The sequence below is a fragment of the Serratia sp. TSA_130.1 genome (assembly GCF_052691795.1).
Genome location: NZ_JBQZFS010000004.1, coordinates 280,087 through 299,705, shown reverse-complemented (window position 1 = coordinate 299,705; position 19,619 = coordinate 280,087). Strand labels below are relative to the sequence as shown.

At 59.7% G+C, this 19,619-nt stretch carries 17 protein-coding genes and 1 other RNA gene; 10 read left to right on the top strand and 8 right to left on the bottom strand.

What is annotated here, in order from left to right; genetic code table 11:
* Nucleotides 1-76: 76 nt before the first annotated feature.
* The 4 genes from hemP to ppsR form a co-directional block, all read right to left on the bottom strand.
* Complete coding sequence (gene hemP / locus ACUTQY_RS17055) at nt 77-259, bottom strand: hemin uptake protein HemP (protein WP_016927944.1); 183 nt, start codon at nt 257-259, stop codon at nt 77-79.
* Between the two features lie 172 nt (nt 260-431).
* On the bottom strand, nt 432-917 hold the full coding sequence (locus ACUTQY_RS17050; RefSeq protein ID WP_033642898.1) for a glutathione peroxidase: 486 nt from the start codon (nt 915-917) through the stop codon (nt 432-434).
* A gap of 105 nt (nt 918-1,022) precedes the next feature.
* On the bottom strand, nt 1,023-2,069 hold the full coding sequence (locus tag ACUTQY_RS17045) for a 3-deoxy-7-phosphoheptulonate synthase (RefSeq protein ID WP_033642899.1): 1,047 nt from the start codon (nt 2,067-2,069) through the stop codon (nt 1,023-1,025).
* Nucleotides 2,070-2,265: 196 nt separating this feature from the next.
* Complete coding sequence (gene ppsR, locus ACUTQY_RS17040) at nt 2,266-3,126, bottom strand: posphoenolpyruvate synthetase regulatory kinase/phosphorylase PpsR (protein WP_160880175.1); 861 nt, start codon at nt 3,124-3,126, stop codon at nt 2,266-2,268.
* Between the two features lie 458 nt (nt 3,127-3,584).
* Here ppsR and ppsA point away from each other — a divergent pair, with 458 nt between their 5' ends.
* Nucleotides 3,585-5,963 (top strand): phosphoenolpyruvate synthase, encoded by a 2,379-nt coding sequence (gene ppsA, locus ACUTQY_RS17035; protein ID WP_033652719.1) that lies wholly within the window; start codon nt 3,585-3,587, stop codon nt 5,961-5,963.
* A gap of 109 nt (nt 5,964-6,072) precedes the next feature.
* Here the strand turns inward: ppsA and rprA are convergent.
* Nucleotides 6,073-6,182, bottom strand: an RNA gene (rprA, locus tag ACUTQY_RS17030) — antisense sRNA RprA.
* Between the two features lie 260 nt (nt 6,183-6,442).
* Nucleotides 6,443-7,543: an AI-2E family transporter YdiK gene (gene ydiK, locus ACUTQY_RS17025; RefSeq protein WP_033642902.1), complete on the bottom strand. Its 1,101-nt coding sequence runs from the start codon at nt 7,541-7,543 to the stop codon at nt 6,443-6,445.
* Between the two features lie 245 nt (nt 7,544-7,788).
* Here ydiK and ydiJ point away from each other — a divergent pair, with 245 nt between their 5' ends.
* Together ydiJ and menI are read left to right on the top strand one after the other, a co-directional pair.
* Nucleotides 7,789-10,845, top strand: a complete 3,057-nt coding sequence (ydiJ, locus tag ACUTQY_RS17020) for a D-2-hydroxyglutarate dehydrogenase YdiJ (RefSeq protein ID WP_046686957.1) — start codon at nt 7,789-7,791, stop codon at nt 10,843-10,845.
* Nucleotides 10,842-11,258, top strand: a complete 417-nt coding sequence (menI, locus tag ACUTQY_RS17015; protein WP_016927938.1) for a 1,4-dihydroxy-2-naphthoyl-CoA hydrolase — start codon at nt 10,842-10,844, stop codon at nt 11,256-11,258. Before ydiJ ends, menI begins: the two co-directional genes overlap by 4 nt.
* Nucleotides 11,259-11,303: 45 nt before the next feature.
* Here the strand turns inward: menI and ACUTQY_RS17010 are convergent, their stop codons facing one another.
* Nucleotides 11,304-11,708: a hypothetical protein gene (locus ACUTQY_RS17010; protein ID WP_004931369.1), complete on the bottom strand. Its 405-nt coding sequence runs from the start codon at nt 11,706-11,708 to the stop codon at nt 11,304-11,306.
* A gap of 525 nt (nt 11,709-12,233) precedes the next feature.
* Between ACUTQY_RS17010 and sufA the strand changes: the two genes are divergently transcribed.
* The 7 genes from sufA (at nt 12,234) to ACUTQY_RS16975 (ending at nt 19,154) form a co-directional block, all read left to right on the top strand.
* Nucleotides 12,234-12,605, top strand: coding sequence for a Fe-S cluster assembly scaffold SufA (gene sufA / locus ACUTQY_RS17005; RefSeq protein ID WP_004931368.1), 372 nt, complete (start codon nt 12,234-12,236; stop codon nt 12,603-12,605).
* A gap of 14 nt (nt 12,606-12,619) precedes the next feature.
* Nucleotides 12,620-14,116 carry a Fe-S cluster assembly protein SufB gene (gene sufB / locus ACUTQY_RS17000; RefSeq protein ID WP_004931367.1) on the top strand — a complete coding sequence of 499 codons (1,497 nt, stop codon included), beginning with the start codon at nt 12,620-12,622 and terminating at the stop codon, nt 14,114-14,116.
* A gap of 43 nt (nt 14,117-14,159) precedes the next feature.
* Complete coding sequence (gene sufC, locus ACUTQY_RS16995) at nt 14,160-14,906, top strand: Fe-S cluster assembly ATPase SufC (protein ID WP_016927936.1); 747 nt, start codon at nt 14,160-14,162, stop codon at nt 14,904-14,906.
* Complete coding sequence (gene sufD, locus ACUTQY_RS16990; RefSeq protein WP_046686958.1) at nt 14,881-16,167, top strand: Fe-S cluster assembly protein SufD; 1,287 nt, start codon at nt 14,881-14,883, stop codon at nt 16,165-16,167. The genes sufC and sufD overlap by 26 nt, the downstream gene beginning before the upstream one ends.
* On the top strand, nt 16,164-17,390 hold the full coding sequence (gene sufS / locus ACUTQY_RS16985) for a cysteine desulfurase SufS (RefSeq protein WP_046686959.1): 1,227 nt from the start codon (nt 16,164-16,166) through the stop codon (nt 17,388-17,390). Before sufD ends, sufS begins: the two co-directional genes overlap by 4 nt.
* 35 nt (nt 17,391-17,425) lie before the next feature.
* Nucleotides 17,426-17,842, top strand: a complete 417-nt coding sequence (gene sufE / locus ACUTQY_RS16980) for a cysteine desulfuration protein SufE (protein ID WP_033642907.1) — start codon at nt 17,426-17,428, stop codon at nt 17,840-17,842.
* A gap of 298 nt (nt 17,843-18,140) precedes the next feature.
* Nucleotides 18,141-19,154: a L,D-transpeptidase family protein gene (locus tag ACUTQY_RS16975; protein WP_033652724.1), complete on the top strand. Its 1,014-nt coding sequence runs from the start codon at nt 18,141-18,143 to the stop codon at nt 19,152-19,154.
* Between the two features lie 140 nt (nt 19,155-19,294).
* On the opposite strand, the gene ACUTQY_RS16970 is transcribed toward ACUTQY_RS16975, so the two are convergent.
* Nucleotides 19,295-19,531, bottom strand: a complete 237-nt coding sequence (locus tag ACUTQY_RS16970) for a major outer membrane lipoprotein (RefSeq protein WP_004931354.1) — start codon at nt 19,529-19,531, stop codon at nt 19,295-19,297.
* Between the last annotated feature and the right edge of the window lie 88 nt (nt 19,532-19,619).

Genomic DNA, 19,619 nt, shown 5'->3' with positions numbered 1-19,619 from the left:
TAATGAAACATATCAATAGATTTGCTGGCTGCCTGGATCACAAGATCGGGGTGGCTGGCGTTTGAGGATTCTGTGGTTATTTGGTCAGGATCAATTTCCCTGCCTTGGTCTGCCGCAGTTGATAGCGCTGGCCCTGATGGGTAATGAACGCGATGCCGTCGGCGCCGAGCAGCTGTGCGCTGTCGTAGCTGGGCGGCGCGTTTGCGCTGTGCTCGGTCGGGGCCGCGGCGGCGGGAGTTGGCGTGTTGGCAGTATCCATCATCTTTGTGCTTATAAAACAGACCATTAAATGGTAATTAATATCAAATTGAGAATCATTATCATGTGATGGAAAGGTTACATCAAGGAAAATTTTCTTACCGATGGAACCTTTTTGCCGAACGGACATCCGGCGACGGGCCGAACGCGCTCGGCCCGTAAAAAAGAGGGGATTATTTCAGCAGGGTTTCGATACGGTCGAACAGACGCTCAGGTTTGGTGATCGGCGCAAAGCGCGTGACACGTTGACCATCGGCGGTGAGCAGGAATTTGGTGAAATTCCATTTGATGCGGCGGCTGCCCAGAATGCCGGGCGCCAGGCGTTTCAGTTCGTTGAACAGCGGATGGGCGCCGGGGCCGTTGACCTCTATTTTGTTGAACAGCGGGAAACTGACGCCGTAGTTGAGGCTGCAAAAATTGGCGATCTCAAGCGGACTGCCCGGCTCCTGAGAACCAAACTGGTTGCAAGGGAAGCCGAGCACCATCAACCCGCGTTCGCGATAGTATTGCCACAAATTTTCCAGCCCGCGGTATTGCGGGGTGAAGCCGCACTTGCTGGCGGTGTTGACCACCAGGTAAGCGCGCGCCGGGAAATCGCCCAGCGTTTTTTGCTCGCCCTGCAGCGTGACGCAGGGGATGGATAACAGAGAGTGAATCATGCCGGGGCTCCCAGTGCGTTGCGGCGGGTGTTAAAGGATTGCGATCAGTATAGATGAGCGAAACAGGGGAGATAAAGCCGGGGCGTGGCCCCGGCCTGCGATAGGCTAGAAGCGGCTATCGATGGCATCCGCCAGCATCGCCAGCAGTTGTTCGCTGTCGGACCAGCTCAGGCAAGGATCGGTGATCGACTGGCCATAGGTCAGCGGCTGGCCGGCGACGATTTTCTGCGTGCCTTCCACCAGGAAGCTTTCCGCCATCACGCCGGTGATGGCGGCAGAGCCGGCGCGGATCTGCTGGCAGACATTGTCGGCCACTTCCAACTGACGGCGATGCATCTTCTGGCAGTTGCCGTGGCTGAAGTCGATCACCAGGTGCTCCGGCAGATCGAATTCACGCAGGCTGTCACAGGCGGCGGCGATATCGCTGGCGTGGTAGTTCGGCGTTTTGCCGCCGCGCATGATGATGTGGCCGTACGGGTTGCCGCTGGTCTGGTAGATGGTCATCTGACCATGTTTGTCCGGCGACAGGAACATGTGCCCGGCACGCGCCGCGCGAATGGCGTCGATGGCGATGCGGGTGTTGCCGTCGGTGCCGTTTTTGAAGCCGACCGGGCAGGAGAGCGCCGAGGCCATTTCACGGTGGATCTGGCTTTCGGTGGTGCGCGCACCGATGGCGCCCCAGCTGATCAGATCGGCGATGTATTGGCCGACGACCATGTCCAGGAATTCGGTGGCGGTCGGCAGGCCGAGCTGGTTCACCTCCAGCAGCAGGCGGCGCGCCATTTCGATGCCGCGGTTGACCTGGAAGGTGCCGTCCAGTGCCGGATCGGAGATCAGGCCTTTCCAGCCGACAACGGTGCGCGGTTTTTCGAAGTAGGTGCGCATCACGATCTCCAGGCGATCCTGGTAGCGTTCGCGCAGGGCGTTCAGCCGGCCGGCGTAATCGACGGCGGCGTCGAGATCGTGGATGGAGCAGGGGCCGATCACCACCAGCAGGCGGCGGTCTTCACCGGTAAGGATTTTTTCAATGCGTTTACGTGACGCTGTCACGTTATCGGCGACGGCCGCCGAGATCGGCAGCTTATCCGCCAACGCTTGCGGCGTGACGAGGCTGTCGATGCGCGCGGTCCGCAGTTCATCTGTTTTGTGCATGTTGTTCCCTGGAAACTGTTCTTCTCTGCGGCAGGAGCGCCGGGAAGTGATGGCGATCACAATAACGCAAAAAGCGCTGAATTCAACCGTAGAGATTGCGTTCTGTTGATCAAAGCCGCGAAAAAAAGCACAAAAAAATCAGCTGCTGCTGAAATAAACGGCAGGCGGCGGGGCGCGATGGCCCCGCGGGGAAAGATCAGAACATGCGGCGGCTCATGCCGAGGATATCGAGGATTTTGGTGGAGATCTCTTCGACCGAATAGTTGGTGGTGTTGAGGTAGCGGATCTGGTTTTTGCGGAACAGCGCCTCGACCTCGGCGATTTCCATGCGGCACTGGCGCAAGGAGGCGTAACGGCTGTTTTCGCGCCGCTCTTCACGGATCGCCGCCAGGCGCTCCGGATCGATGGTCAGGCCGAATAATTTATGCTGAAACGGTTTCAGCGAGGCCGGCAGATGCAAATTGTCCATATCGTCGGCGATAAACGGGTAGTTGGCGGCGCGGATGCCGAACTGCATCGCCAGATAGAGGCTGGTGGGGGTTTTGCCGCAGCGCGAGACGCCGAGCAGGATCACCTGCGCCTGATCGAGGTTGCGCAGCGAAATGCCATCATCGTGCGCCAGGGTATAGTCGATGGCGGCGATGCGGGCGTCGTACTTGCCGAGATTGCTGGCGGTCAGGCCGTGGGTGCGGTTCGGCACCGGCGTCGGTTCCACATCCAGCTCGCCCTGCAGCGGGCCGACCAGCGCCTGCACGATATCCTGGCAGAAGCCCTGGCTCTGGACGATCACATCGCGCACTTCCGGCGAGATAATGGAGTAAAACACCAACGGGCGCACGCCGGTTTCATGGTAAATATCATCGATTTGCTGGCGAACTGCGCGCGCGCGGGCCTCGGTTTCGACAAACGGCAGGGTATAGGTGGTCGCCGTGACCGGGAACTGCGACAGCACCGCGTGTCCCAGCACTTCGGCGGTGATCGCCGTACCATCCGAAATATAAAAAACGCTTCTTTCCACCCGAGGCTCCTTACCTGAAAACGGTGTTCCTGCTGTCATCACTGTCAATATCATGGGCCGCAGACGATCCGTCGGTAAAGGGACGAGAGAAAAAATTGTGACGGCGGGGCGATAAACCGCCATGCGGCGGCGCGGGCGGAAAGCGCGATTAGCGGCCATAAAAAGTGCGGCCCAGCGGCGCTTTTCCACCTGAAGCGCGAGTTTGCCGTTATTTTCACCAAAAACGGTAGCGTTTGCGCGGTCATTAAAACAGAAGTTTAAAAAGAACGTAATTTGTTGAGAACTAAGCTTTTCGTGCGTTTGGGAACGGTTCCCAGGCAAATCAGCCGGTTAGGACATTCTCTTAAAAACCACTTTCTTCAGTGGGTTGATCGATTCACCTTTCCATTTTCCCCGGATCAGTGTGCTAGTCTGATTCGGCTCCGCGTTTAGCGGCGCCGTAAAGCAAGCGAATTAAATCCGTCTTTACCCTACTGATAGCAATAAGGATTGTCTCGATGTCCAACAATGGCCCAGACTTGCGTAATGTGCTTTGGTACAACCAGCTTGGCATGCACGACGTTGACCGTGTCGGCGGCAAAAACGCTTCCCTCGGTGAAATGATCACCAATCTTTCCGATTTGGGCGTGGCCGTGCCGAACGGTTTTGCCACCACCGCGCAGGCGTTTAACGATTTCCTCGAACAAAGCGGTGTTAACCAGCGCATCTATCAGTTACTGGATCAGACTGACGTTGACGACGTTGCACAACTGGCCAAGGCCGGTGCCCAGATCCGCCAATGGGTGATCGACACGCCGTTCCACGCCGAGTTCGAGCGTGAAATTCATCAGGCTTACCAACAGCTCGCCGACGGCGAACCGGAAGCCTCCTTTGCGGTGCGCTCCTCCGCCACGGCGGAAGACATGCCGGACGCTTCCTTCGCCGGCCAGCAGGAAACCTTCCTCAACGTGCAGGGCATCGACGCCGTGATGGTGGCGATCAAGCACGTGTTCGCGTCGCTGTTCAATGACCGCGCCATCTCTTATCGCGTGCACCAGGGTTACGACCACCGCGGCGTCGCGCTGTCGGCGGGCGTACAGCGCATGGTGCGCTCCGATCTGGCCTCCTCGGGCGTGATGTTCACCATCGACACCGAGTCCGGCTTTGATCAGGTGGTGTTCATCACCTCCGCCTTCGGTCTGGGTGAGATGGTGGTGCAGGGCGCGGTGAACCCGGATGAGTTCTATGTGCACAAGCCGACGTTGCAAAAAGGCAAGCCGGCGATCGTGCGCCGCAACCTGGGCTCGAAAAAAATCCGCATGGTGTACGCGCCGTCGCAGGATCACGGCAAGCAGGTGCGCATCGAAGACGTGCCGGAAGCGCAGCGCAGCCGTTTCTCGCTGACGGATGAAGAAGTGCAGGCGCTGGCGCAGCAGGCGATCCTGATCGAAAAACATTACGGTCGCCCGATGGATATCGAGTGGGCGAAAGACGGCCATACCGGCAAGCTGCTGATCGTGCAGGCACGCCCGGAGACCGTACGCTCCAACGAGCAGACCATGGAGCGCTACCAGCTGAACGGCTCCAGCCCGGTGCTGGTGGAAGGCCGCGCCATCGGCCACCGCATCGGCGCCGGCCCGGTGAAAGTGATCCACGACATCAGCGAAATGGATCGCATCCAGCCGGGCGACGTGTTGGTCACCGACATGACCGACCCGGATTGGGAACCGATCATGAAGAAAGCCGCCGCGATCGTCACCAACCGCGGCGGGCGCACCTGCCACGCGGCGATCATCGCCCGTGAGCTGGGCATTCCGGCGGTAGTGGGCTGTGGCCACGCCACCGACGTGCTGAAAGACGGCCAGAAAGTCACCGTATCCTGTGCGGAAGGCGACACCGGCTTCGTTTACAGCGACATGCTGGACTTCAGCGTGCAGAGCTCCGAAGTGACCGAACTGCCGGATCTGCCGCTGAAGATCATGATGAACGTCGGCAACCCGGATCGCGCTTTCGACTTCGCGCGTTTGCCGAACGAAGGCGTGGGCCTGGCGCGGCTGGAATTTATCATCAACCGCATGATTGGCGTGCACCCGCGCGCGCTGCTGGAGTTCGATCAGCAAACGCCGGCGTTGCAAAACGAAATTCGCGCGTTGATGCAGGGCTATGACCACCCGGTCGAGTTCTACGTCGGTCGTTTGACCGAAGGGATCGCGACGCTGGGCGCCGCCTTCTGGCCGAAGCGCGTGATCGTGCGTCTGTCCGACTTCAAATCCAACGAGTACGCCAACCTGGTGGGCGGCGACAAGTATGAACCGCACGAAGAGAACCCGATGCTGGGCTTCCGCGGGGCCGGCCGCTACGTGGCCGACAGCTTCCGCGATTGCTTCGCGCTGGAGTGCGAAGCGGTGAAACGCGTGCGTAACGAAATGGGGCTGACCAACGTCGAAATCATGGTGCCGTTCGTGCGCACCGTGGCGCAGGCGGAAGCGGTGGTGGCCGAGCTGGCGCGTCAGGGGCTGAAGCGCGGCGAAAACGGGCTGAAAGTGATCATGATGTGCGAGATCCCGTCCAATGCGCTGCTCGCGGATCAGTTCCTTGAGCACTTCGACGGTTTCTCCATCGGCTCCAACGACATGACCCAGCTGGCGCTGGGGCTGGATCGCGACTCCGGCGTGGTGTCGGAACTGTTCGACGAACGCAACGACGCGGTGAAAGCGCTGCTGTCGATGGCGATCCAGGCGGCCAAACGCCACGGCAAATACGTCGGTATCTGCGGCCAGGGGCCGTCCGACCATGAAGACTTCGCCGAGTGGTTGATGGAGCAGGGCATCGATAGCCTGTCGCTCAATCCGGATACCGTAGTGCAGACCTGGATCAACTTGTCGAAAAAGAAATAAGGCTTCGGCGTTGCTAAGGCATTAATACCCGGCCGCAGTTTACGCTGCGGCCTTTTTATTTCTGAATGTAAATAACGGCGCGTTAAATAATCAATTTGGCGAAAAAAGAATAAAAAAAAGCCCATCGTAGGAGATGGGCAAAGACTACACACAGCAATTCACATGTATGGCATTACATTGTTCAGAAAGGTTGCTTTAAAATCAGTGATTTGAAGCAATAGATGGCCATAATACTAGATATTTGAACGCGACTAGTCATTAAGAATCATCCTAATCGATAGCGGTATCACCATTTATTTGCGGGCGTTATCTCTTTTTGCATTTTGCAGCAAACACGGATTTACATTGCACCTTTCCATTTGCCGCGCCTTAATCAATAAACAACGGCATTATATTTGGCGAAGATATTACCCGAATGAGGTAGGCGTAGTGAGAGGGGAAACTCTTCCGCCCGGCGATGCGGGCGGAAGGGAGGGCGATTAACGTTTTTCCAGTTCTTCGATCACTTGCTCCGGCGCGGTGGTCGGCTCCGGCGCTTCATCCATCCAGGCGGTCAGCAGTCGATAAGACACCGCCAACACTACCGGGCCGATGAACAGGCCGATCATGCCGAAGGCCAGCAAACCGCCGATAACGCCGGACAGGATCAGCAGCAGCGGCAGATCGGCGCCCATGCGGATCAGCACCGGGCGCAGCACGTTATCCAGCGTGGCCACCACGCAGCTCCAGACCAGCAGCACGGTGCCCCAGGTGGTGTCGCCGTGCCAGTACAGCCAAATGATGGCCGGCACCAGCACCAACAGCGGCCCCAATTGCGCCACACAGCAGATGAAGATCAGCATCGTCAACAGGGTGGCGGCCGGAATGCCGCTTATCGCCAGACCGATGCCGCCCAGCACCGACTGCACCAGCGCCGTCACTACCACGCCCAGCGCGACCGCGCGGATCGCCTGGCCGCCCAGCAGCACCGCCGCATCGCCGCGCGCGGAACCGAGGCGTACCGCAAAGTGGCGGATACCCAGCGCGACCTGTTCGCCGCGCGCGTACAACAAGGCGCTGAACAGCAGCATCAGCGCGCAGTGCAGCAGCAGGCGGCCGATATGCGCCGCCTGCGCCACGAACCAGGTGGCGGTCTGGCCGAAGTATGGCTGTACCTTCGCCAGCAGCGCGGCGCCGCCGGCGTTAACCAGCGTATGGTAGCTGGTATAGAGCTTGTCGCCGATCATCGGGACGGATTGCAGCCAAGCGAGGTCGGGAATATGCAGCTTGCCTGGCGAGCTGGCCCAGGCGATCAACGGCGCGCTGTTATCCACCACGCTGCTGATCAGCAGGGAGATGGGCAGAATGAACAGCAGGATCAACAGCAGGGTCATGACCAGCACCGCCAGCGAGCGGCGTCCCCACAGCAGCTTTTGCAGTTTGAGCAGCAGCGGCCAGGTGGCGATGACCACCATGCCCGCCCAGGCGAAGCCGAGAATAAACGGTTGGATCACCCAGAAACAGGCGACGATCATGATGGCGATAAACAGCACGCCGAAAATAATTCGCGGTAAGTCGTAACGCGATTGCGGGAGTGGCATCAGTGGGTTCTCATCCTGGTCAATTAAATCCCTGGCACCGGCGAATCGGGGTGCCTGTCGGTCGGTTTATCACCGCCGGGCGGCCGCCTGTGGCGGCGCTCGCAGGGCGGTAATAATGTGAATGCCTTCACTAAACGAGTATGTTAGTTTTTAGTGTCACTAAAAAATAGGGTGGGTCTGAATTAAAGGCCCGATTCAGCGTACATCAGCGCATAAAAAATAGACGGACAGGGTCAAAAAAGCGAATGATCCCACAGATTTCTCAGGCGCCCGGCCTCGTTCAACGGGTGCTCGACTTTTTGGAAGCACTGAAGCAAAACGGATTCAACGGCGATACCGCCACCAGCTACGCCGACCGGCTGACGATGGCCACCGACAACAGCATTTACCAGCTGTTGCCCGATGCGGTGGTGTTTCCCCGTTCCACCGCCGACGTGGCGCTGATCGCCCGCCTGGCGGGGGAAGAGCGTTTCAATACGCTGACCTTCAGCCCGCGCGGCGGCGGCACCGGCACCAACGGTCAGTCGCTAAATACCGGCATCGTGGTCGATATGTCGCGTCATATGAACCGCATTCTGGAGATCAACGTCGAACAGGGCTGGGTGAAAGTCGAAGCCGGGGTCATCAAGGATCAGCTGAATCAATATTTGCGGCCGTTCGGCTACTTCTTCTCGCCGGAACTGTCCACCAGCAACCGCGCCACCTTGGGCGGCATGATCAACACCGACGCCTCCGGCCAGGGCTCGCTGGTATACGGTAAAACCTCCGATCACGTGTTGGGCCTGCGGGCGGTGCTGCTGGGCGGCGAGATGATCGACACCCGCGCCATGCCGACGGCGCTGGCGGAAACGATTGCCCTGGAAGAGACCGCCGAAGGGCGCATCTACCGCACGGTGCTGAATCGCTGCCGCGAGCAGCGCGCGCTGATCCTGGAAAAATTTCCCAAACTCAACCGCTTCCTCACCGGCTACGACCTGCGCCACGTGCTGAGCGACGATCTGCACACCTTCGATCTGACGCGCATCCTCACCGGTGCGGAAGGCACGCTGGCCTTTATCACCGAAGCGCGGCTGGACATCACGCCGCTGCCGAAGGTGCGTCGTCTGGTTAACGTGAAATACGACTCCTTCGACTCGGCGCTGCGCAATGCGCCCTTTATGGTTGAGGCCAAGGCGCTGTCGGTGGAAACCATCGACTCCAAGGTGCTGAATCTGGCGCGTGAAGATATTGTTTGGCATTCGGTAAGCGAACTGATCGCCGACGTGCCGGACAAAGAGATGCTTGGGCTGAACATCGTCGAATTCGCCGGCGACGATCGCGCGCTGATCGACGGCCAGATGGAGACCCTGTGCCAACGGCTGGATGAACTGATCGCCCAGCGGCAGGCCGGCGTGATCGGGTACCAGATCTGCGGCGACCTGGCGGGCATCGAGCGCATTTACAACATGCGCAAGAAGGCGGTCGGGCTGCTGGGCAACGCCAAAGGGCGCGCCAAGCCGATCCCGTTCGCCGAGGATACTTGCGTGCCGCCGCAGCACCTGGCGGACTATATCGTCGAGTTCCGCCAACTGCTCGACGACCACAAGCTGAGCTATGGCATGTTCGGCCACGTCGATGCCGGGGTGCTGCACGTGCGTCCGGCGCTCGACATGTGCGACCCCCAGCAGGAAGTGCTGATGAAGCAGATCTCCGATCGGGTGGTGGCGCTCACCGCCAAATACGGCGGCCTGCTGTGGGGCGAGCACGGCAAGGGGTTCCGCGCCGAGTACAGCCCTGAATTCTTCGGGGAAACGCTGTACGAGGAGCTGCGCCGCATCAAGACGGCGTTCGATCCGGATAACCGTCTTAACCCGGGCAAGATCTGTGCGCCGCTGGCGGTGGATGCGCCGATGATGCAGGTGGATGCGGTCAAACGCGGCACCTTCGATCGCCAGATACCGGTCGAGGTGCGCACCTCGTTCCGCGGCGCGCTGGAGTGTAACGGCAACGGTCTGTGCTTCAACTTCGACGTGCGCAGCCCGATGTGCCCGTCGATGAAGATCAGCGGCAACCGCATCCATTCGCCGAAAGGGCGGGCGACGCTGGTGCGCGAGTGGCTGCGTCTGTTGGCCGAGCAGGGCGTCGATCCGTTGGCGCTGGAGAAACAGCTGCCGCAGCAGCGCCTCAGCTTGCGCGGTCTAATCGAGAAAACCCGCAACAGCTGGCATGCCGGCAAGGGCGAGTACGACTTTTCGCACGAAGTGAAAGAGGCGATGTCCGGCTGTCTGGCCTGCAAGGCCTGTTCCACCCAGTGCCCGATCAAAATTGACGTGCCGGGGTTCCGTTCGCGCTTCCTGCAGCTTTACCATACCCGCTACCTGCGCCCGGTGAGCGACTACATGGTCGCCGGCGTAGAGAGCTATACCCCGTTGATGGCCCGCGCGCCGAAGGTGTTCAACTTCTTCTTCCGCCAGCCGTGGCTGCGGGAGATGAGCCGCAACGCCGTCGGCATGGTCGATCTGCCGCTGTTGTCCAGCCCGACGCTGCGTCAGCAGCTGTCAGGCCACCGGGCGACCACGCTGACGCTGGAACAGTTGGAAGGGTTGAACGCCGAGCAACGCGAAGAACACGTGCTGATTGTTCAGGATCCGTTCACCAGCTATTACGACGCCAAAGTGGTGGCGGATTTCGTTCGGCTGGTGGAAAAGCTCGGCTATAAACCGGTGCTGCTGCCGTTCTCGCCGAACGGCAAGGCGCAGCATGTGAAGGGCTTCCTGACGCGGTTCGCCCGCACCGCGCGCAAAACCGCCGATTTCCTCAACCGCGTGGCGCAGCTCGGCATGCCGCTGGTGGGCGTCGATCCGGCGCTGGTGCTGTGCTATCGCGACGAATACCGCGAGATCCTCGGCCCCGAGCGCGGCGATTTTCAGGTGCAGCTGGTGCATGAATGGCTGCAGCAGCGGATCGCGGATCGCGCCGAACAGCCGGCGACCGGCGAACCCTGGTATCTGTTCGGTCACTGCACTGAAACCACCGCGCTGCCGGCCAGCGGCCAACAGTGGGCGGCGATCTTCGCCCGCTTCGGCGCCAAACTGGAGAACGTCAGCGTCGGCTGCTGCGGCATGGCCGGCACTTACGGCCATGAAGCCAAGAACCTGCAAAACTCGCTCGGTATTTATGAGCTATCATGGCATCCGACGCTGCAGCGTTTGCCGCGTCAGCGCTGCCTGGCGACCGGCTATTCCTGCCGCAGCCAGGTGAAACGCATTGAGGGCAATGGCGTGCGCCACCCATTACAGGCACTTCTGGAGATGATTGAGTGAAATTGTGGAAACGTGAAACATCGCTGGAGCAGCTGAACCGCGCCGGCGACGGCTGCATGGTCAGCCATGTGGGCATCGAGTTTACTCAGCTGGGCGAGGATTTCCTGGAAGCCACCATGCCGGTGGACGGCCGCACCCGGCAGCCGTTCGGGCTGTTGCACGGCGGGGCGTCGGTGGTGCTGGCGGAATCGATGGGCTCGATGGCCGGCTACCTGTGCAGCGAAGGCGAACAGAAGGTGGTAGGGCTGGAGATCAACGCCAACCACCTGCGGGCGGTGTTCGATGGCCAGGTGCGCGGGGTGTGCCGCGCACTGCACGTTGGCCGCCGTCATCAGGTGTGGCAGATAGAGATCTTCGACGCGCGCGATCGGCTGTGCTGCACCTCGCGTCTGACCACGGCGGTCATCGACTGATCCCCGCCGGTTTCCGCAGGCGATCGGCCTGCGGAGCGCTTCGTTTTACAGCTGAAACGGCACGCGTTTGACGAAGTCCTTCTGAAACGCGTTCGCCTTCTCCCAGGTGCCTTCCATCGCATATTTTTGGCAGATCAGCGTCAGCGTGTGGCGGGCGAAGTGGTAGCTTTGCACCCGAAACAGCTGGCAGCGCTGCGGATTGTTGATCTCGACGATCAGCCGGTTGTGCAGCTTGCTGAGCGCGTGCAGATAGCTGTCATCATCGCCGTTCTCCAGGCAAAGATTGGCCATGGTGAGGCTGACGCTGTTGTACCGCTTCAGATGATCAATATTGCATTCCGGGCGGCGCAGCGCCGCTTCGGCCATATAAAAGTCCACCGTGGCGTCGCGCACGCTGAATTTGTAGTCATCAATCTTGCCCAGCAACCATGCGTTGATCGAAAGAGTCATTGGCTTCGCGCTCAAATTCAAATTGAATGATAATCATTATCATATAAACTGCCGCGTTGCCGATCAATCCCCGTGGCGGCGTTTTTTCATTCCATGGGGGTAAAAGGCCATCGACGGCCCAACTTAACCCAGAGCGACTAAACTTTAACTTAAAGGCCGCGCCTTGCGCCGCGGCGCAAAATGCCGATAAACGCACATTTACGACAGACAGAATGCAGAAATAGGTATTTTCTATGAATGTTTAGATCGGCAACGCACCGCGGCGCTGTAACGCTGACGGGCCACCGGGGAGTGCGGTACGGTGATGCAGGATAAAGAACAAATTCATAGGGATAGCATGCACGCCTTGCCGCCACACGCCGCAAGCCGCCACGGATGTCCCGCTGGCTTGCCGCACGCCGCAGCGAAAAACCGCGCTCGCGGCGGATACCCCCGCAAAACAAACGGTTGAAGTGATAATCGTTATCACTAACATATAAGTAACCCAGATTGGCTGTGGCCAAACACGAGTGTGAGGTAGACCCTATGCAAACGGAAAATGTCGGCACTTTTTCTTTGGACGAGAATGTCTGGCAAGGCATTTCGCTCAGCGACAGCGCCGTACGACAAATAACGAAACTGATGCAGCAGGATCCGCAGGTGAAAGGGCTGCAGCTAGGGGTAAAACAATCCGGCTGCGCCGGCTTTGCCTATGTGCTGGATCTGACCCGCGAACCCGCCGATGACGATCTGCTGTTTGAGCGCGACGGCGCCAAACTCTATGTGCCGCTGAAGGCGATGCCGTTTATTGACGGCACCACGGTAGATTATGTCCGCGAAGGGCTGAATCAGATATTCAAATTCAATAACCCTAAAGCTCAGCATGCCTGCGGGTGCGGCGAGAGTTTTGGCGTTTGAGCGATGCAATCAACATGACACGAAGCAATGTAGAAATGCCTAATGAAGTGCAGGCTTGGGTCAGCGAAGGTCGCTACAAAGAAGGTTTCTTCACCCAGCTGGCAACCGATGAGTTGGCCAAGGGCATCAACGAAGAGGTGGTGCGCGCTATCTCGGCCAAGCGCAACGAACCCGAGTGGATGCTGGAATTCCGCCTCGAGGCCTACCGCGCCTGGCTGCAGATGGAAGAGCCGCACTGGCTGAAGGCCAATTACGAACGCCTTAACTACCAGGACTACAGTTATTATTCGGCGCCGTCCTGCGGCAGCTGCGACGACGCCTGCGGTTCGCAGCCCGGCGCCGAGCAGCAACCGGGCGCGGCGACGGAAAAAGATTACCTGACCAGCGAAGTGGAGCTGGCGTTCAACCAGCTCGGCGTGCCGGTGCGCGAGGGCAGCGAGGTGGCGGTGGACGCTATCTTCGACTCGGTCTCGGTCGCCACCACTTACCGTGAAAAACTGGCGGAGAGCGGGGTGATCTTCTGCTCGTTCGGCGAAGCGATCCAGGAATACCCGGATCTGGTGCGCCAGTATCTGGGGCGCGTGGTGCCGTCCAACGATAATTTCTTCGCCGCGCTGAACGCCGCGGTGGCCTCCGACGGCACCTTCGTCTACGTGCCGAAGGGCGTGCGCTGTCCGATGGAGCTGTCGACCTATTTCCGTATCAACGCCGCCAAAACCGGCCAGTTCGAGCGCACCATTCTGATCGCCGACGAAGGCAGCTACGTCAGCTACATCGAAGGCTGTTCCGCCCCGGTTCGCGACAGCTATCAGCTGCACGCGGCGGTGGTGGAAGTGATCCTGCATAAAGACGCCGAAGTGAAATACTCGACGGTGCAGAACTGGTTCTCCGGCGGCGAGAGCAAGGGCGGCATCCTCAACTTCGTCACCAAGCGCGCGCTGTGCGAAGGCGCCGGCTCGAAAATGTCCTGGACCCAGTCGGAAACCGGCTCGGCCATCACCTGGAAATACCCGAGCGTGATCCTGCAGGGCGACAATTCGATCGGCGAATTCTTCTCGGTGGCGCTGACCAGCGGCCATCAGCAGGCGGACACCGGCACCAAGATGATCCACATCGGCAAAAACACCAGGTCGACCATCATCGCCAAAGGCATTTCCGCCGGCCACAGCGAGAACACCTATCGCGGCCTGGTGAAAATCCTGCCGGGGGCGGAAAACGCCCGTAACTTTACCCAGTGCGACTCGATGCTGATCGGGCCGGACAGCGGTGCCCACACGTTCCCTTACGTTGAAGCGCGCAACAACAGCGCGCAGCTGGAGCACGAAGCCACCACCTCGAAGATTGGCGACGACCAGCTGTTCTACTGCTTGCAGCGGGGCATCAGCGAGGATGACGCCATTTCGATGATCGTCAACGGTTTCTGCAAGGACGTTTTCTCCGAGCTGCCGCTGGAGTTCGCCGTCGAGGCGCAGAAACTTTTGGCCATCAGCCTGGAACACAGCGTGGGCTAATCGCCGCATTTTTAGCGCCGTCGGCGCTATCTGAGGACACAGCATGTTAAGCATCAAGAATTTGAAAGTCAGCGTGGAAGGCAACGAGATCCTCAAGGGATTGGATCTGGAGATCAAACCGGGCGAAGTGCACGCCATCATGGGGCCGAACGGCTCGGGTAAGAGCACGCTGTCCGCCACGCTGGCCGGGCGTGAAGAGTACGAAGTGACCGAAGGGGAAGTCACCTTCAAGGGCAAGGATCTGCTGGAGCTGGATCCGGAAGATCGCGCGGGCGAAGGCGTGTTCCTGGCGTTCCAGTACCCGGTGGAGATCCCCGGCGTCAGCAACCACTTCTTCCTGCAGACGTCGGTCAACGCGGTGCGCAAATACCGCGAACAGGAGCCGCTGGATCGCTTCGATTTCGCCGATTTCATCGAAGAGAAGATCGCGCTGCTGGATATGCCGGCCGATCTGCTGACGCGTTCGGTCAACGTCGGTTTCTCCGGCGGCGAGAAAAAGCGCAACGACATTCTGCAGATGGCGGCGCTGGAGCCGGATCTGTGCATTCTCGATGAAACCGACTCCGGTCTGGACATCGATGCGCTCAAAATCGTCGCCAACGGCGTCAACTCGCTGCGGGACGGCAAGCGCGCCTTTATCATCGTCACGCACTACCAGCGCATTTTGGACTACATCCAGCCGGATTACGTACACGTGCTGTCCCAGGGGCGCATCGTCAAATCCGGCGATTTCTCGCTGGTGAAACAGTTGGAGGAGCAAGGCTATGGCTGGCTTACCGACCAACAGTAACGCCAACGCGTTGCAGCAGCTGTATCGTCTGTTCGAAGGCCGCGGCGGCGAGCGTTCGCCCCATGCGCTGGCGCATTGGCAGCAGGCGCTGCGCCTCGGCTGGCCGACGCGCAAACATGAGAACTGGAAATACACGCCGCTCGAGGGGCTGCTGGAGCAGCAATTCCTTGAGCCGCAGCCCGCATCCGTGAACGCCGCGCAGCTCGAGGCGCTGGCGCTCGGTATCGACGCCTGCCGGCTGGTGTTTATCGATGGCCGCTACAGTGCCGCGCTCAGCGATGGCGATCTGGGCGACTACCAGTTCGAGCTGACCGCCTACGGCACGCCGCAGGCGCTGCCGGAGCCCATTCAGCCCGAAGTCTTCCTGCATCTGACCGAAAGCCTGGCGCAGGAAACCAGCCTGATTCGCTTGCCGGCCGGCAAGGCCCCGGCTCGTCCGTTGTACCTGCTGCATATCAGCAGCGGCCGCGGCGTGACGGGGGAAGTGAATACCGTGCATCATCGTCATCATCTGGAGATCGGGCGCGGGGCCGAGGCGGAAGTGATTGAACACTATGTCAGCCTGGGCGAGGCCGCGCACTTTACCGGCGCGCGCCTGACCGCCAACGTGGCGGACAACGCCGGGCTGTTGCACTGCAAGCTGGCGTTTGAAAGCCGGCCGAGCTACCACTTTGCCCATAACGATCTGGTCATCGGCCGCGACGCGCGGGTGAAAAGCGACAGCTTCCTGTTGGGCGCAGGCCTGACGCGCCACAACACCAGCGCGCAGCTGAACGGCGAAGGTGCCAATCTGGTGATCAACAGCCTGGTGCTGCCGGTGGGCAAGGAGATCTGCGATACCCGCACCTATCTGGAACACAACAAGGGCTACTGCGAAAGCCGCCAGCTGCATAAAACCGTGGTCAGCGATCGCGGCAAAGCGGTGTTCAACGGCATGATCAAAGTGGCCAAACACGCCATCAAAACCGACGGGCAGATGACCAACCACAATCTGTTGCTGGGGAAAGTGGCGGAAGTGGATACCAAGCCGCAGCTGGAGATCTACGCTGACGACGTCAAGTGCAGCCACGGCGCCACCGTGGGGCGTATCGATGAAGAACAGCTGTTTTATCTGCAGTCGCGCGGCATCGACAAACGCGCGGCGCAGCAGATGATTATCTTCGCCTTCGCCGCCGAGCTGACCGAAGGCATCGCCAACGACACCATCCGGGAACGGGTGCTGGCGCGCATCGCCCAGCGCCTGCCGGGGGAGGCTGCATGAGTTATCCGATTGAACGCGTGCGCGGCGACTTCCCGCTGCTGGCGCGCGAGGTGAACGGCCAACCGCTGGCCTACCTCGACAGCGCCGCCAGCGCGCAGAAACCGCAGGCGGTGATCGACCGCGAACTGGATTTCTATCGCCACGGCTATGCCGCAGTGCATCGCGGCATCCACACCCTGAGCGCCGAGGCGACTCAGCAGATGGAAGCGGTGCGGGAACAGGCGGCGCGCTTTATCAACGCCGCCTCGGCGGAAGAGATGGTGTTCGTCAAGGGCACCACCGAAGGCATCAACCTGGTGGCCAACAGTTTTGGCCGCCACCGGCTGCAGCCGGGCGACGCGATTCTCATCACCGAGATGGAGCACCACGCCAACATCGTGCCCTGGCAGATGCTGGCGCAGGAGCGCGGTCTGCAGCTGCGGGTTTGGCCGCTGCAGCCCGACGGCACGCTGGATCTGGCGCAGTTGCCGGAACTGATCGACGCGTCCTGTAAACTGCTGGCGCTGACCGAGGTCTCCAACGTGCTGGGCACCGTCAACCCGGTGCGCGACATCATCGCCCGCGCCAGAGCCCTGGCGCCGGATCTGACCGTGCTGGTGGACGGCGCGCAGGCGGTGATGCACCAGCGCGTCGATGTTCAGGCGCTGGACTGCGATTTCTACGTATTTTCCGGGCATAAGCTGTATGGCCCTTCCGGCATCGGCATGCTGTATGGACGCCAGGCGCTCCTGCAGCAGATGCCGCCGTGGGAAGGGGGCGGTTCGATGATCCGTCAGGTCAGCCTGACGGCGGGCACCACCTTCGCCGATCCACCCTGGCGCTTCGAGGCCGGTTCGCCGAATACCGCCGGCATCATGGGGCTGGGCGCGGCGTTCGATTACGTCGAAGCCCTGGGGCTGAATGCGATCCGCGATTACGAACAGTCGCTGATGCATTACGCGCTTGAGGCGCTCAAGCAGGTGCCGACGCTGAAAATCTATGGTCCAGCGCATCGGGCCGGGGTGATCGCCTTCAATTTGGGGGAACACCATGCCTATGACGTCGGCAGCTTCCTCGATCAGTACGGCATCGCCATTCGCACCGGCCACCATTGCGCCATGCCGCTGATGGCGTTTTATCAGGTGCCGAGCATGTGCCGCGCGTCGCTGGCGTTATATAATACCCGCGAAGAGGTGGACCGGCTGGTGGCCGGGCTGCAACGCATTCATCAGCTGTTAGGCTAGCCGGGGCGCGTCCTCGGCGGTACAAAAGGATCCCCATGGCGAATTTGCCGGACAAAGACAAATTGGTGCGTAATTTCTCCCGCTGTTTGAACTGGGAGGAGAAATACCTGTACGTGATTGAACTCGGCGCCAAATTGCCGCCGCTGGACGAGGCCGAGCGGCAGGCCGAGAACCTGATTTCCGGCTGCCAGAGCCAGGTGTGGATCGTGATGCGCTGCGATGAGCAAGGGCAGGTCGAATTCCATGGCGATAGCGACGCGGCGATCGTCAAAGGGCTGCTGGCGGTGGTGTTTATTCTTTATCGTCAATTGACGCCACAGCAAATCGTCGAGCTCGACGTGCGGCCGTTTTTCACCGAGCTGGCGCTCAGCCAACATCTGACGCCTTCGCGCTCACAGGGGCTGGAGGCGATGATCCGCGCCATTCGCAGTAAAGCCGCTCAGCTGGCCTGATCCTTAACGCCACTGCTCTTTAAAGGCTCATTGATATATTCGCTTTGTCAATGAGTCTTTACAATACACCGTTTCCCCTAGGGATTATCCCCCAATTCAGTGATATTTCAGCAGCTTACCCATTGACGTTTCGTTGACAATCAACGACGGCGATTACGTTATAACGTGTTGATTTTTAGAGAACTTATTGCCTTTGATGCCAGCGTTGCTAGTATTAATCAGGTATTGTCTGATTTACCCACCGCCAGGCGCTCGTTAGCCTTGGGGGCGAACCGTCATAAAAAATATAGGGATGATAATGAAACGTGCGTTGAGTTTAATGGGCATGGTCTTCGCCACCGTACTGGCCGGCACGCAGGCCGCCAGTGCGACCGAATACCCGCTGCCGCCGCCGGACAGCCGTCTGATCGGCGAAAACACCACTTATACCGTGCCAAACGACGGCCGTCCGCTGGAGGCGATCGCCGCCGACTACAAGATTGGCCTGCTGGGCATGCTGGAAGCCAACCCCGGCACCGATCCGTTCCTGCCTAAGCCGGGTACGGTGCTGACCATTCCGACCCAAATGCTGCTGCCTGACACCAAGCGTGAAGGGATCATCGTCAACCTGGCCGAGCTGCGCCTTTACTACTATCCGAAAGGCGAGAATAAAGTGATCGTCTATCCGATCGGTATCGGCCAGACCGGGATGCACACGCCGCTGGAGGTGACTTCCATCAGCCAAAAGATCCCTAACCCGACCTGGACGCCCACCGCCAACATCCGCAAGCGCTATCAATCCCAGGGCGTGACGCTGCCTGCGGTGGTGCCGGCCGGCCCTGAGAACCCGATGGGGCTGTTCGCCCTGCGTCTGGCGATGGGGCGCGGTGAATACCTGATCCACGGCACCAACGCCAACTTCGGTATCGGCATGCGCGTCAGCTCCGGCTGTATTCGCCTGCGTCCGACGGATATCGAGGCGCTGTTCAACATGGTGCCGCGCGGTACGCGGGTGCAAGTGATCAACGATCCGGTGAAGATTTCGGTCGAGCCGGACGGCAAACGCTATGTGGAAGTGCACCAGCCGCTGTCGCGGGTGGAAAGCGACGATCCGCAGACCATGCCGATCGCGTTGTCTAAAGCGGAGAAAGCCTTTGCTGCCGATGGGCAAACCGATCGCGCCGTGTTCGATAGCGCGGTTGTACGCCGCTCTGGCATGCCGGTGCTGGTCAACGTAGGGGAGAGCCCGTCTGAGGTGAGTTTAACGCCTGCAGCGGCTCCTGCGGCGAATAAGAGCCCATTCAAGGCAGCGCCAATCAGCTCGGTGAACTAAGTTTGCCGGATTGAGCGGTCGAAGAGGGGTTCAGCGTGCTGAACCTCTTTTTTTTGCCCGCCGCGCTGGAAAGCCCAGGCCGACAAACAGACAAAAAAAACGGCGCACAATGTGCGCCGTTTTCAATAACCAAAGCTATCTTACTTTTTGTAAGCGTGAGCTTGGTTGTCCAGACGCTGGTTAGCGCGTGCTGCGTCGTCTTTAGCCGCTTGAACGTCAGAACGCATTGCGTTCACGTCGTTGCTCAGCTGATCAACTTTAGCGTTCAGAGTCTGAACGTCAGAAGACAGTTGATCGATTTTAGCGTTGCTAGAGCAGCCAGCCAGCAGAGTGGAACCCAGGATTACCGCGCCCAGTACCAGTTTAGTACGATTCATTATAACACCCTCTAGATTGAGTTAATCTCCATGTAGCGTTACAAGTATTACACAAACTTTTTTCGAAAGAGAATAATTTTTTAGTGTT